The organism is Streptomyces sp. NPDC060064, assembly GCF_042736455.1.
GTDB lineage: Bacteria > Actinomycetota > Actinomycetes > Streptomycetales > Streptomycetaceae > Streptomyces.
In genome coordinates this window covers 112,036-125,209 of record NZ_JBHWWF010000020.1, presented here as the reverse complement: position 1 = coordinate 125,209, position 13,174 = coordinate 112,036, and the positions used below count along the sequence as shown (strand labels likewise).

Sequence of the window (13,174 nt, the reverse complement as noted above, 5' to 3'; positions counted from 1 at the left end):
TGCGCATCGCAGGCAGACCCCCGCTGGACAGTAGCTAAGGTTAGGCTAACCTGCCTTTCGAACTGCCAGTGGCCGAACCGGCACGCACGAAAACGGACATCATCATGCCCAACGCCCGTCCTTCCCGTCTCACCCGTCGCGGCGTGCTCGCCGCGGGCAGCGCCGTCGGGCTCGGCATCGCGCTCGCCGCCTGCGGCAAGAGCGACGACAAGGGCGGCCCGGGCAAGGCCGCCGAGAAGTCCGGCCCCTGGTCCTTCAAGGACGACCGCGGCACGAACGTCCAGTTGAAGACGACCCCGAGGAACATCGTCGCGTTCATCGGCACCGCCGCGGCCCTCTACGACTACGGCGTCGAGGTCAAGGGCGTCTTCGGCCCGACCAAGGGCAAGGACGACAAGCCCGACGTCCAGGCCGGCGACCTCGACATCAACAAGGTCGAGATCATCGGCAATGTCTACGGCGAGTTCAAGATCGAGCAGTACGCGGCCCTGAGCCCCGAGCTGCTGATCACCAACATGTGGGCCAAGGACGACCCGTGGTACGTCCCGCCGCAGTCCAAGGACAAGATCATGAAGCTGGCTCCCAGCGTTCTGCTGTGGGCAGCCGGAACCACGATGCAGAAGGCGCTGCAGCGCCACGCCGAGCTCGCCGAGTCCCTCGGCGGTGACGTCAAGGGCAAGCAGGCCGCCGCCGCCAAGGCCCGCTTCGAGAAGGCCGCGGCCCGGCTGCGCGCGGCCGCCAAGGCCAAGCCGGACATCAAGGTGCTCATCGGCTCCGCCAGCCAGGACCTCTTCTACGTCTCCGTGCCGAAGATGTCCGCCGACACCCTGTACTTCCAGGAGCTGGGCGTGAAGTTCGTCGAGCCGAAGCCGAACGCCCAGGGCTTCTTCGAGGAGCTCAGCTGGGAGAACGTCGGTAAGTACGGCGCCGACATCATCATCATGGACAACCGCTCCTCGGTCCTGCAGCCCGCCGCACTCACCTCCAAGCCGACCTGGGCCGAGCTGCCCGCGGTCAAGGCCGAACAGGTCTTCCCGCGCGTCACCGAGCCCATCTACTCCTACGACAAGTGCGCGCCGATCCTCGAGGACCTGGCCAAGGCCATCGAGACCGCGAAGAAGGTCGCCCGACCATGACGACGACGGCCGAGCCCGCCCCGTTCCGCTTCTTCGACCTGCAGGTGATACGGACCCGGCGGCTCGGCCCGTCCATGGTCCGCGTCACTTTCGGCGGCGAGGACCTCAAGGACTTCGCCGCCGGAGGCCGCGACCAGTCCCTCTCGCTCTTCCTTCCGCAGCCGGGCCAGGACGCGCCCGTGGTTCCCGTGGACGCCGGTGACAGCAGCGCCGTCTTCGCCGCCTGGCGGGCGCTGCCCGACGACGTACGGGCCGTGATGCGCTCGTACACGGTGCGGGAGCAGCGCCAACTCCCGGGCGAGGCGGGTGAGGTGGACATCGACTTCGCGATCCACGCCGCGACGTCGGCCGCTGACGGGGCGGGCGTCGGCCCGGCCTGCCGCTGGGCGGGCCGGGCCGCACCCGGCCACCGCGTGATGGTGCTCGGCCCGGCCGTCGCCGACAACACCGCCGTACGCTGCCGACCGCCCGAGGACACCGAGTGGGTGCTGATCTGGGCCGACGAGACGGCCCTGCCGGCCGCCGCGGCGATCCTCGAGTGGCTGCCGGCCGGCCTGACGGCCCGGGTCTGGCTCGAGGTGCAGCACAGCGATGACCGCCAGGAGCTGAAGACCGCCGCGGACGCGCAGATCACCTGGCTGGTCCGGGACGAGGGCGCGCCGTCCGCCCTGGAGGCGGTCGGCGCCGCCGAGTTGCCCGAGGGTGCGGCGTACGCCTGGATCGCGGGCGAGTCGGGCAGCGTGAAGGCGCTGCGCCGCCATCTCGTGCGCGACCGTGAACTCGACCGCCGCCGCGTCACGTTCGTCGGCTACTGGAAGCGCGGCGTGAGCGAGGACGGCCTCCGCGAGGAGGCCGAGACCGCCGAGATGTGAGCTTGTCCCCTGCCCCTTCCCGCTGTGCCGATGTGCGGCCCGCCACGGGGGGCTCCGCCCCGGACCCCGTACGCCCTTCAGGGGGTGTCCTCAATCGCCGGACGGGCTGAAATCCCAGCCCCGTCGGCGACATCCAAGCCCCTCCGGCGTTTGAGGAGCGGGGCTTGGGGCGGAGCCCCCACATGAGCCTCGCCGGCGATTGAGGCGCGGGGCCCAGGGGCCGAACCCCCGAAACCCAGCCCCGCCGGCGATTGAGGCGCAGGGCCGGTGGGCGGAGTCCCGGGGGCGGGCTCAGGCCGAAGGCCAGGGCACCTGTGGCGAGCGGTAGAAGTCGATCCCGAGCGCCGCCATCCTCGGCCCCTGCGCCGCCAACCGCACCTTGTACGCCTCCCAGTCATGCGTGGACGCCGGCGACCACCCCAGCTCCGCAACCCCCGGCAGCCTCGGGAAGGCCATGAACTCGATGTGGTCGCTGGTGGAGATCGTCTCCGACCAGAGCGGCGCCTCGACACCCGCGACCGCGGATCCGGGCGCGCCCGGCAGATATGTCGCCGGGTCCCAGTCGTAGGAGCGCCGCACCTCCACAAAGCCGGCCCAGTCCAGGCCGAGCGGCGTGTCCTTGTTGTACTTCATATCGAGGTAGACCCGGTCGGCGGGCGACAGGATCAGCCCGGTGCCGTTCCGCGCCGCCCGCGCGACCTGCGCCTTCTCGGCGTCGCTCGTGCCGTCCAGGCCCCAGTACTGGGCGAGCGCTCCCTTCGCCGGTGTGGCACCGGTCAGCTGATGCCAGCCGACCACGGTCTTCCCGTACTTGGCGACGATCGGCTGCACCTTGTCCATGAACGCCACATAGTCGGCGTGGCTGGTGGAGTGGGCCTCGTCGCCGCCGATGTGGAGGTATCTGCCGGGGGTGAGCGCGGCCAGCTCACGTACCACGTCGTCCACGAAGTCGTACGTCACGGGCTTGGGCACGCACAGCGAGCTGAAGCCGACGTCGGTGCCGGTGTAGAGGGGCGGCGCGATGCCGGAGCAGTTCAGCTCGGCGTACGAGGCGAGCGCCGCGTTGGTGTGTCCCGGCATGTCGATCTCGGGGACGACCTCCAGATAGCGCGAGGCGGCGTGGCCGAGGATCTCCTGGTAGTCCTTCCTGGTGTAGTGGCCGCCGCGTCCGCCGCCGACCTGGGTGGAGCCGCCGTATGTGGCGAGACGCGGCCAGGAGTCGATGGCGATCCGCCAGCCCTGGTCGTCGGAGAGATGCAGATGCAGCTTGTTGATCTTGTAGAGCGCCAGCTGGTCGATATAGCGCTTGACCTGGTCGACGGTGAAGAAGTGCCGTGAGACATCGAGCATCGCGCCTCGGTAGGCGTACCTCGGGGTGTCGGTGATGGTGCCGCCCGCGACCTTCCACGGCACCTGCTGTCTGCTGTCCTTCTCCACCGAGGCCGGCAGCAGCTGCCGCAGCGTCTGGACGGCGTGGAAGAGCCCGGCGGGCTTGTGGGCGGTGAGGGTGAGCGAGCCGCGCGTGGACTCCAGCCGGTAGCCCTCCTCGCCCAGGCCCTGGTCCCGGGGGCTCAACCGCAACCGGATGCCGCCGGGGAGGTGGTCGTCGGTGACGGGCAGGGCGTAGCCGGTGGAAGGCCGCAGGATCCGGGCGAGGTACGTGCCGATCTGCCGTGCCTCGCGGGAGTGGTCGTCGACGCGGATACGGGTCCACGGGGTGAGGGTGTACGGCGCTCCGCCCGGCTGTACGGAGGCGGGCGCGGGGACGATCCGGCCGAGCGGGCGGACGGCGGGAGCCGGTTCCGCGCCCGCGGGCACGGCCCCGACGGTGGAGATCCCTGCCGCCACGACGAGCAGCAGCGAACCGAACAGACGGGGGAACGTTCTGGGCTGTCTCACAGGCTGGGTCCCTTCGACGGGCGTCGCAACTGTGGTGCTGAGCAACCGAACGGCAGTCATCATGCGTACCGCGAGCCCCAACTCCGGTCAAGGTGTAGACCACACTGCGCATCCCCCGGACCCGGCAGGAATCACCTGGGCCGGGGCCCTCGCCAACTCGCCCTGGGCGAACCCACGTACGCCCACGCCGGTGCGAGAATCCCCGCATGGCGGAAATCATCCAGAAGGACGGCACGTGGACCTTCGACGGGGACACGGTGCGCATCGTGCCCGGCAGCGACAAAGGCGTGAGCCTGCTGCGGAAGACCCTCGGTGAAGTCGCCGTACCCCTGGCGGCGCTCGCCGGGATCTCCTTCGAGCCGGGCAAGAAGTCGGGACGGCTGCGGCTGCGGCTGCGCAACGGCGCCGACCCGCTCCTTCAGATCACCGGCGGCAAGCTGGAGGACGGCTCCGACCCCTACCGGCTGACGGTGGAGAACGACCGGACCGGCGTCGCCGAGTACTTCGTCGACGAGGTGCGCAACGCCCTGCTGCTCGACCAGGTGGAGACCGGCCCTGTCACCGGCTATCTGCTGCCCGGGCCCGCTCTCCCGATCACCGTCGGCGCGGGCGACGGCACCGCCACCTTCGACGGGGAGCGGATCCGGCTGGATTGGAACTGGAAGACCGAGGAGTCCAAGTCCTCGGGCGGCCCGCGCACGCTCGCGCTCGAGGATGTGGAGTCGGTGGAGTGGCTGCCCTCCGTCGGCCTGGAGAACGGCTATCTGCGCTTCGCCGTGACCAAGGCCCCGACGAAGGCCCCGCCCAAGTACGACCCGCACGCCGTGGAGCTGTGGGGCTTCCGCAAGGACGCGCTGATGGCGCTGGTCGCGGCGGCCGTGGTGGCCCGTATGCGGCATCCGTACGCCCCGGCGCCCGTCGACACTCCCCCGCGGCTCGCGCCGGGTGCACCCGCACCCGCACCCGCCGCCACGCCGTCCGGCGACGATCATGACGCGCTGCTGCGCCGTCTGCGTGAACTGGGCGAGCTGCATCAGGCCGGGATACTGACGGACGACGAGTTCGCGACCGCCAAACAGGCCGTTCTGAAGCGCCTCTAAGTGACATCTGCCCGGAATCGGGCAGGATTCTTGCAAACACCGTAGGTCACCCAGCAATATCTACGGGTGCTCGAACGCCGCCCATCGTCACACGACGAACTCATCGACCATCTGGTGCGCAGCACCGCGCTCCAGCGCGGTGAGGCAGCCCGGGTGGTACTCGACGTGCTGGCGTACTTCGACGAGAAGACCGAAGAATTCGTCCGCCGCCGCCACCGCGAGCTGCAGTCCGGTGGCCTGGCGAACACGGAGATCTTCGAGCGGATCGCGGCCGAACTGCCGCACCGCGCCGTGGCGCCGCCGGAGCTCTCGCTCCGCCAGCTGCGCCGCATCGTCTACGGCTGACCGGTCGGCCGGGCACACCACTGACCCATGGAGGGGAAAGACTTTATGTGCGGAATTGTCGGTTACATCGGCAAGCGTGATGTGGCACCGCTGCTGCTGGAAGGCCTGCAGCGGCTGGAGTACCGGGGTTACGACTCCGCGGGCATCGTGATCACCAGCCCCAAGACCGCCGGGCTGAAGATGGTCAAGGCCAAGGGCCGGGTCCGTGACCTGGAGGCCCGTGTCCCCAAGCGCTTCGCCGGCACCACCGGCATCGCCCACACCCGCTGGGCCACCCACGGCGCCCCGAGCGACGAGAACGCCCACCCCCACCTCGACCCCGAGAACAAGGTCGCGATCGTCCACAACGGCATCATCGACAACGCCTCCGAGCTGCGCGCCAAGCTCGTCGCCGACGGCGTCGTCTTCCTCTCCGAGACGGACACCGAGGTGCTGACCCACCTCATCGCCCGCTCCCAGGCGGAGACCCTGGAGGAGAAGGTCCGCCAGTCGCTGAAGCTGGTCGAGGGCACCTACGGCGTCGCCGTGATGCACGCCGACTTCAACGACCGCATCGTCGTCGCCCGCAACGGCTCCCCGGTCGTCCTCGGCATCGGCGAGAAGGAGATGTTCGTCGCCTCCGACGTTGCCGCGCTGGTCGCCCACACCCGCCAGATCGTCACCCTCGACGACGGCGAGATGGCCACCCTCAAGGCCGACGACTTCCGCACGTACACCACCGAGGGTTCGCGTACGACGGCCACGCCGACCACCGTGGAGTGGGAGGCCGAGTCGTACGACATGGGCGGCCACGACACGTACATGCACAAGGAGATCTCCGAGCAGGCCGACGCCGTGGACCGCGTGCTGCGCGGCCGCATCGACGACCGGTTCTCCACCGTGCACCTGGGCGGCCTGAACCTGGACGCGCGTGAGGCGCGCGGCGTGCGCCGGATCAAGATCCTCGGCTGCGGCACCTCGTACCACGCCGGCATGATCGGCGCCGGGCTGATCGAAGGCCTCGCCCGCATCCCCGCGGACGCCGAGCCGGCCTCCGAGTTCCGCTACCGCAACCCGGTCGTGGACCCCGACACCCTGTACATCGCCGTCTCCCAGTCGGGTGAGACGTACGACGTGCTCGCCGCCGTCCAGGAGCTCAAGCGCAAGGGCGCGCGCGTCCTCGGCGTGGTGAATGTCGTCGGCTCGGCGATCGCCCGCGAGGCCGACGGCGGTGTGTACGTCCACGCCGGTCCCGAGGTCTGCGTCGTCTCCACCAAGTGCTTCACCAACACGGTGGTCGCCTTCGCGCTGCTGGCGCTGCACCTCGGCCGCATCCGCGACCTCTCCGTGACCGACGGCAAGCGGATCATCGAGGGCCTGCGCAAGCTGCCCGAGCAGATCAGCGAGATCCTCGAGTCCGAGGCAGACATCAAGAAGCTGGCCGAGGAGTACGCGGGCGCCAAGTCGATGATGTTCATCGGCCGGGTGCGCGGCTACCCGGTGGCGCTGGAGGCCTCCCTGAAGCTCAAGGAGATCTCCTACATCCACGCCGAGGCATACCCGGCCTCGGAGCTCAAGCACGGTCCGCTGGCGCTGATCGAGCCGGCGCTGCCGACGGTCGCGATCGTCCCGGACGACGACCTGCTGGAGAAGAACCGCGCGGCCCTGGAGGAGATCAAGGCCCGCAGCGGCAAGATCCTCGCCGTCGCGCACCGCGAGCAGGAGAAGGCCGACCACACCATCGTCGTGCCGAAGAACGAGCACGAGCTGGACCCGATCCTGATGGGCATCCCGCTCCAGCTGTTCGCGTACCACACGGCGCTGGCCATGGGCCGTGACATCGACAAGCCGCGCAACCTGGCGAAGTCCGTCACGGTCGAGTAGGAGAGCCGTCCGCCCGGGGATACGGCCCCCGGGACGCAGCCGGACACAGGCGGTCCCCCCGCGCGTTGCCACCGATACGCGCGGGGGGACCGCCTTTTCGTAAGCCGGTGCAGCCCTTGAGCACCGGCTTGTGGCTGCCTCAGCCGGTGGCCGTCACTCCCCGGCCGGCAGCGCGTCCCGAGAACGTGGGCCACTTGGCGAGTGCGGCCGTCGCGCCGTACCAGGCCGCCAGACCCGCGACCGAGCCGACCCAGCCGCCCGCCTTCGCCAGCCCGTCGTTCTCCGCGAACGAGGCGATGCCGAGCAGCAGCAGCGAGACGAACAGCAGCCCGTACACGCCCTGTCCGAACATTCCGCTCCCCGCGGACGCGGCTGTCAGGGTCAGCGCGAGCAGCGCCCACAGCAGCAGGAAGAGACCTGCCGCCTCGGCGGAGACCTCGGTGCCGACGCCGGTGCCCCAGGTGAACCAGAAGGCGCCGAGGCCCGAGAACGCCGTGCCCGTACCGGCGTTGCCCGCACGGAACTCGAGCAGGCCGACTATGAACAGTGCGACCCCGCCGACCCAGGTGGCGAGTGAGGAAGCATCGGCCGCGGCGACATTGTCGATCACACCGGTGTGGCCGACGCCGAATGCCAGCAGGGTCAGTCCGAGCGCGAGATGGCCGAGAGTCGAAGTAGCGCTTCCCGCAGAGACGTCGTTGTCCACGGCGGGCTCCCTTCGTGTCCTGTGCAGTTGTGCTGCTACCCAGCGACCGCTATGTACCCTTCACAAGCGCACAATCCACCTCTACGCACCAGTAGATTTCCGTCCGCGCAGAGGGATTTGACGCCGCCTCACCTGCACCGAAGCCGCGACTACGGGACAGCCACGACCGGGCGTACGCGGGACAACGTCGATCTACGGATCCCGGAACACCGGTTACGGGACATCGGTTACGGGATATCGGTTACGGGATGCGGATCACGGGATCACGATGACCGGACGCTGCGCGCGCCGCGCCAGCCGTCCCGCCACCGAACCGAAGATGCGCCCGACGATGCCGTGCGTGGAGCCGACCACGATCGCGTCGGCCGAATACTCCTTGCCGACCTCTTCGAGCTCGTGGCAGATGTCGCCGCCGCGCTCGACCAGGATCCACGGCACCTCGGTGAGATAGTCCGCGCAGGCCAGCTCAAGACCGAGCACCTCGGTGCGGTGATCGGGGACGTCCACGAAGACCGGGGGCTCACAGCCCGCCCAGACGGTGGTCGGCAGCCGATTGGCGACATGCACGATGATCAGCCCCGAGCCGGACCGTCTCGCCATTCCGATGGCGTACGCGAGCGCCCGCTCACTGGAGGTCGATCCGTCGAAGCCGACGACGACTCCGTGCCGGAAGGCCGGATCGCAGGAATGACATGTCTCTTCTGCCGCTTGCAGGTCCGACAGGGGGTCGGCTACCTGCTTGCGGTCCGCGGGTTCGGGGATTTCGTGACCGGCCATCGATGTCTCGGCGAAGAAGGTCCTCTTGAGAGGGATCGTCAAGGGAGGGTGCGTCGGTTGGCATGGCGGCGGAGCTGTGTCCGGGAATCATCTTCCCAACCCCATACCCCCAAGGGTACGGCGACACTCCTCTCCTGCCCAGAGCCTGCCCGCCCATACGCGGCGTTCCAGGGAGCATGCCCGAGCCCGCCCCGGAGCGCAATGCCGCTTGGTGTATACAGCCGTCTACACCCCGCTACCGGCGCCCGCAGGCGTCCACCGGCGTCTACCGGCGTCCATAGGTGCATACGGACGTCGGTCCCAGTGACCGGAAGGCTCCGCTCCTCGTTGGCACCTCGGTCACCCCGCCGCCTCCAGGGAGCTTCCGTGCCCGCACGACCGTCCGCCCCGGCCCCCGCACCCTCCCCGACCCGTCAGCACGGACGGCGCCGGGCGCCGCGCCGGGCGCCGGACGCGGCCGCCACGCCGGCCGAGCACACTTCGCGTTCCTCACACCCCTCGTCGTCCTCGTGCGAGTCGGCGAGCCAGGTGGTCCGCTGGGCGGCGTTCAGCTGTCTGCTGGTCCCTGTCGTGCTGGTCGTGTACGGCACCTCCGTCGGCGGGGCAGCCGCCGCGGCCCTCGGCCTCGCCGCCGTGACCGCCGCCTGCCGGGTACTGCTGCGCCAGTCCGAGCGCAGCGCGGCCCGCGCCCGCGCGGCCGAATCGGCACCGGCCCGCCGGCGACGCGCCAGGACCGCCCCGGGGGCCCGGAGCCGTCGGCACGGGTCGGGAAGTACGCCCGGAGACTGACGGGTTCACACACTCGGACCCATATGTTTTCAGCCAACTTCGCGCCTGTAGCCTCCTCTTGGCGAAATGGCCTGCCAACCCCCTTGCCACCAGGGAAGAAAGGACCATTCGCGGCTCGCGCACCCTACGGGGACGGGCCATGCATGCGATGCACACTTCCCTGCGCGGCCCACGAGTGGAACGCTTCGTGATCGAATGCTTCGCGCCAAGTTGCCAAGTCGACATAGCGGGGCATGCCGAACTTGTCACGGCGGCGCCACGGGACGCAGTAGATTCGATCATGAGTATCTAAGGCTGGGGACTCGTGCAAAACCGAGGGGAAACGTGCAGGAGCGAGAGGCCCGAAACGAACGGGGAGACGCGAACACCGAGGGGGGCTTAGCGTCATGAGTCAGGACTCCGCCGCACCGGAGGTGGCACGTAAGCTCTCCGGGCGCCGGCGCCGGGAAGTCGTCGCAGTGCTGCTGTTCAGCGGCGGCCCCATTTTTGAAAGTTCCATCCCACTCTCGGTGTTCGGAATTGACCGTCAGGACGCCGGAGTTCCCCGTTATCGGCTGCTTGTCTGCGGTGGCGAGGAGGGCCCGCTGCGGACCACCGGCGGGCTGGAACTGACCGCGCCGTACGGCCTGGAGGCGATAGGGAGAGCAGGCACCGTCGTCGTGCCGGCCTGGCGGTCGATCACGTCACCGCCACCGGTCGAGGCACTCGACGCCCTGCGCAGAGCGCACGAGGAGGGAGCCAGAATCGTCGGACTGTGCACTGGTGCGTTCGTACTCGCCGCGGCCGGTCTGCTCGACGGCCGGCCGGCGACCACGCACTGGATGTACGCGCCGACACTCGCCAAGCGGTATCCGTCCGTCCATGTGGATCCGCGCGAGCTCTTCGTCGACGACGGCGATGTGCTCACCTCCGCGGGCACGGCGGCCGGAATCGATCTCTGCCTGCACATCGTGCGTACGGATCACGGCACCGAGGCGGCCGGGGCACTGGCCCGCAGGCTGGTCGTGCCGCCGCGGCGCAGTGGCGGGCAGGAGCGCTATCTGGACAGGTCTTTACCAGAGGAAATCGGGTCGGACCCGCTGGCTGAGGTCGTCTCGTGGGCGCTGGAGCATCTCCATGAACAGTTCGACGTGGAGACTCTGGCCGCGCGGGCGTACATGAGCCGACGGACGTTCGACCGGCGATTCCGCTCGCTCACCGGCAGCGCGCCGCTGCAATGGCTGATCACCCAGCGAGTGCTGCAGGCCCAGCGGCTGCTCGAGACCTCCGACTACTCGGTCGACGAAGTCGCGGGCCGCTGCGGCTTCCGCTCCCCGGTGGCCCTGCGTGGCCATTTCCGGCGCCAGCTGGGCTCATCCCCGGCCGCGTACCGGGCTGCCTACCGGGTGCGCCGTCCGCAGAGCGAGTCCGCCCCGGCCCCGGTGGTGGAGCCGGTCCTGCCGGCGCAGGCCTCACCGCAGGCCAGACGTGCGGCCGCGGCGACGGGACCGTCCGGTCCTACTGCCGTCTCGGCCGCGCCGCCGGAGCTCAGCAAGACCAGTTCCGAGGCGTACGCGACAGGTCACGGCCGTCCGAGCCTGCCCGGCCAGCGGAGTGCGCCATAAGGTAGGACGCATGAACGATCGCATGGTGTGGATCGACTGCGAGATGACCGGGCTCTCGTTGACGGAAGACGCACTCATCGAGGTGGCCGCACTGGTCACCGACTCGGAACTGAACGTGCTCGGTGAAGGGGTGGACATTGTGATCCGCCCGCCGGACGCTGCGCTGGAGACGATGCCCGAGGTGGTGCGGCAGATGCACACCGCCTCGGGCCTCCTCGAGGAGCTCGCGGGCGGTACCACGCTCGCGGACGCCGAGGCGCAGGTCCTGGCGTACGTACGCGAGCACGTCAAGGAGCCCGGCAAGGCCCCGCTGTGCGGAAACTCGGTCGGTACCGACCGCGGCTTCCTGCTGCGAGACATGCCGACGCTGGAGGACTACCTGCACTACCGGATTGTCGATGTCTCCTCGGTCAAGGAACTGGCTCGCCGCTGGTTCCCGAGGGCGTACTTCAACAGTCCGGAGAAGAACGGCAACCACCGGGCGCTGGCGGACATCCGCGAATCCATCGCGGAGCTGCGCTACTACCGTGAAGCGGTCTTCGTACCGCAGCCCGGACCCGACTCGGACACCGCGAAGGCGATCGCGGCGAAGCACGTTCTGCCAGTGGAGTGAGGCGGGACTGACGCGGACGTGAGTCCCGCGTCAGGGCCGCAACAACCCGGGCGCGAGCACCCTCCCCGACCCTGTACACTTTTTCTCGGCCGGTCGGGAGAAGGACCGGTCGTGGTGGGTATAGCTCAGCTGGTAGAGCACCTGGTTGTGGTCCAGGATGTCGCGGGTTCGAGTCCCGTTACTCACCCTGAATGATCAAGGGCCCCGGTCTTCGGACCGGGGCCCTTGATCATTTTCCGCGTGTGATCTCCGTCGGGGCGTGATCTTCGGCCGCGTGGTCTATGACGACTCGCGTACGACCAGCTCCGTCGGGAGCACGATTTGGGGTCGCTCCGCCGAGCCGCTCTTTATCTCCTGGAGCAGCACCCGGGCCATCGTGCGGCCCATCTCCTCGATCGGCTGACGCACGCTGGTGAGCGCCGGATCCATATGGCGGGCCACCGCCGAGTCGTCGAAGCCGACGAGCGCCACATCGTCCGGTATCCGGCGGCCCGCCTCGCGCAGCACATGGCGCGCGCCCGCCGCCATCACGTCCGAGGCCGCGAAGACAGCGTCCACGTGCGGGCAGCGCTCCAGGAGCTCCCGCATCGCGCGGCGGCCGCCCTCCTCGGTGAAGTCGGCGGGTGCCGTCAGCCGGGCCTCGGGGGCCTGGCCCGCCGCCTCCAGGGCTGCGCGGTAGCCGTCGAGACGGCACTGAGCGCCGTAGACGTCGAGGCGTCCGGTGATCGTCCCGATGGTGCGGCGGCCGCGCGCCAGCAGGTGGGCGACCGCGCTGCGCGCGCCCTCGAAGTTGTCGGAGTCGACCGCGGCGAGCGTCTCGCGCTCGGACCTGCGGCCGCTGATGACGGCCGGGATGGAGAGCTGCTCCAGCATGTCGGGGATCGCATCGTCGGCGTGCACCGAGACCAGCAGGACGCCGTCCACGCGGTGCGCGGCCAGATATGTGGCCAGCCGGCGGCGCTCGCGGTCGCTGCCGGCCAGTGTGAGCAGCAGCTGCATCTCCGTGTCGGCGAGGGCCGCGCCGACACCACGGACCATGTCGGAGAAGTACGGCTCGGCGAAGAACCGGTCCTCCGGCTCCGGGACGACGAGCGCGATCGCGTCGGTGCGGTTGGCGGCGAGCGCGCGGGCGGCGCGATTGGGTACGTAACCGAGTTCGGCGACGGCCGCCTCGACGGCGGCACGGGTGCGGTCACTGACCCGTGGCGAGCCGTTGATCACGCGGGAGACCGTGCCCCGGCCGACTCCGGCGCGGGCAGCCACCTCTTCGAGGGTGGGCCTGCCCGTACGCCGCCCGCCGTTCCGCGTACGGATGGTCCGAGACACCATGTCGCCTCCCCAGGCTTCCCGGGCTTCCCGGGCCGAGAACATTACGCGTCGGGTGCCTTGACACCCCCTCAGGGAGCCGCGACCCTTCAACACATCACATATGGGAGCGCTCCCACCGTACCTGACCCATACACAACCCGC

12 protein-coding genes and 1 tRNA gene are annotated in these 13,174 nt (G+C 69.7%); 9 read left to right on the top strand and 4 right to left on the bottom strand.

Annotated elements, in window-relative coordinates:
* Positions 1 to 104 precede the first annotated feature (104 nt).
* On the top strand, positions 105 to 1,136 hold the full coding sequence (locus ACFWDI_RS23890) for an ABC transporter substrate-binding protein (protein ID WP_385306651.1): 1,032 nt from the start codon (positions 105 to 107) through the stop codon (positions 1,134 to 1,136).
* Entirely contained in the window at positions 1,133 to 2,008 is an 876-nt protein-coding gene (locus ACFWDI_RS23885; protein WP_385306650.1) for a siderophore-interacting protein, read from the top strand. Before ACFWDI_RS23890 ends, ACFWDI_RS23885 begins: the two co-directional genes overlap by 4 nt.
* Before the next feature lie 291 nt (positions 2,009 to 2,299).
* Here ACFWDI_RS23885 and ACFWDI_RS23880 read toward each other — a convergent pair whose 3' ends face one another.
* A complete protein-coding gene (locus ACFWDI_RS23880; protein ID WP_385306702.1) occupies positions 2,300 to 3,967 on the bottom strand; it encodes a beta-N-acetylhexosaminidase in 1,668 nt (555 codons plus the stop codon).
* Between the two features lie 146 nt (positions 3,968 to 4,113).
* Between ACFWDI_RS23880 and ACFWDI_RS23875 the strand changes: the two genes are divergently transcribed.
* The 3 genes from ACFWDI_RS23875 to glmS all read left to right on the top strand — a co-directional run bounded on the left by ACFWDI_RS23875 (position 4,114) and on the right by glmS (position 7,215).
* Complete coding sequence (locus tag ACFWDI_RS23875) at positions 4,114 to 5,007, top strand: DUF4429 domain-containing protein (RefSeq protein WP_385306648.1); 894 nt, start codon at positions 4,114 to 4,116, stop codon at positions 5,005 to 5,007.
* A gap of 66 nt (positions 5,008 to 5,073) precedes the next feature.
* Positions 5,074 to 5,352: a hypothetical protein gene (locus tag ACFWDI_RS23870; RefSeq protein WP_327323730.1), complete on the top strand. Its 279-nt coding sequence runs from the start codon at positions 5,074 to 5,076 to the stop codon at positions 5,350 to 5,352.
* 45 nt (positions 5,353 to 5,397) lie between these two features.
* On the top strand, positions 5,398 to 7,215 hold the full coding sequence (gene glmS / locus ACFWDI_RS23865) for a glutamine--fructose-6-phosphate transaminase (isomerizing) (RefSeq protein ID WP_327328325.1): 1,818 nt from the start codon (positions 5,398 to 5,400) through the stop codon (positions 7,213 to 7,215).
* A gap of 139 nt (positions 7,216 to 7,354) precedes the next feature.
* On the opposite strand, the gene ACFWDI_RS23860 is transcribed toward glmS, so the two are convergent.
* Complete coding sequence (locus tag ACFWDI_RS23860) at positions 7,355 to 7,921, bottom strand: acetate uptake transporter (RefSeq protein WP_385306647.1); 567 nt, start codon at positions 7,919 to 7,921, stop codon at positions 7,355 to 7,357.
* Between the two features lie 255 nt (positions 7,922 to 8,176).
* A complete protein-coding gene (locus tag ACFWDI_RS23855; protein ID WP_327328326.1) occupies positions 8,177 to 8,698 on the bottom strand; it encodes a universal stress protein in 522 nt (173 codons plus the stop codon).
* A 366-nt stretch (positions 8,699 to 9,064) separates the two neighbouring features.
* Here ACFWDI_RS23855 and ACFWDI_RS23850 point away from each other — a divergent pair, with 366 nt between their 5' ends.
* The 4 genes from ACFWDI_RS23850 (at position 9,065) to ACFWDI_RS23835 (ending at position 11,891) form a co-directional block, all read left to right on the top strand.
* Entirely contained in the window at positions 9,065 to 9,487 is a 423-nt protein-coding gene (locus tag ACFWDI_RS23850) for a hypothetical protein (RefSeq protein ID WP_385306646.1), read from the top strand.
* Between the two features lie 386 nt (positions 9,488 to 9,873).
* On the top strand, positions 9,874 to 11,091 hold the full coding sequence (locus ACFWDI_RS23845) for a helix-turn-helix domain-containing protein (RefSeq protein WP_385306645.1): 1,218 nt from the start codon (positions 9,874 to 9,876) through the stop codon (positions 11,089 to 11,091).
* A 10-nt stretch (positions 11,092 to 11,101) separates the two neighbouring features.
* Positions 11,102 to 11,704, top strand: coding sequence for an oligoribonuclease (orn, locus tag ACFWDI_RS23840; protein ID WP_327323734.1), 603 nt, complete (start codon positions 11,102 to 11,104; stop codon positions 11,702 to 11,704).
* A 114-nt stretch (positions 11,705 to 11,818) separates the two neighbouring features.
* Positions 11,819 to 11,891: transfer RNA gene (locus ACFWDI_RS23835), tRNA-His, on the top strand.
* Between the two features lie 92 nt (positions 11,892 to 11,983).
* Here the strand turns inward: ACFWDI_RS23835 and ACFWDI_RS23830 are convergent.
* The gene (locus tag ACFWDI_RS23830; RefSeq protein ID WP_385306643.1) at positions 11,984 to 13,033 is read right to left on the bottom strand and encodes a LacI family DNA-binding transcriptional regulator; all 1,050 of its coding nucleotides are present in this window, start codon (positions 13,031 to 13,033) and stop codon (positions 11,984 to 11,986) included.
* Between the last annotated feature and the right edge of the window lie 141 nt (positions 13,034 to 13,174).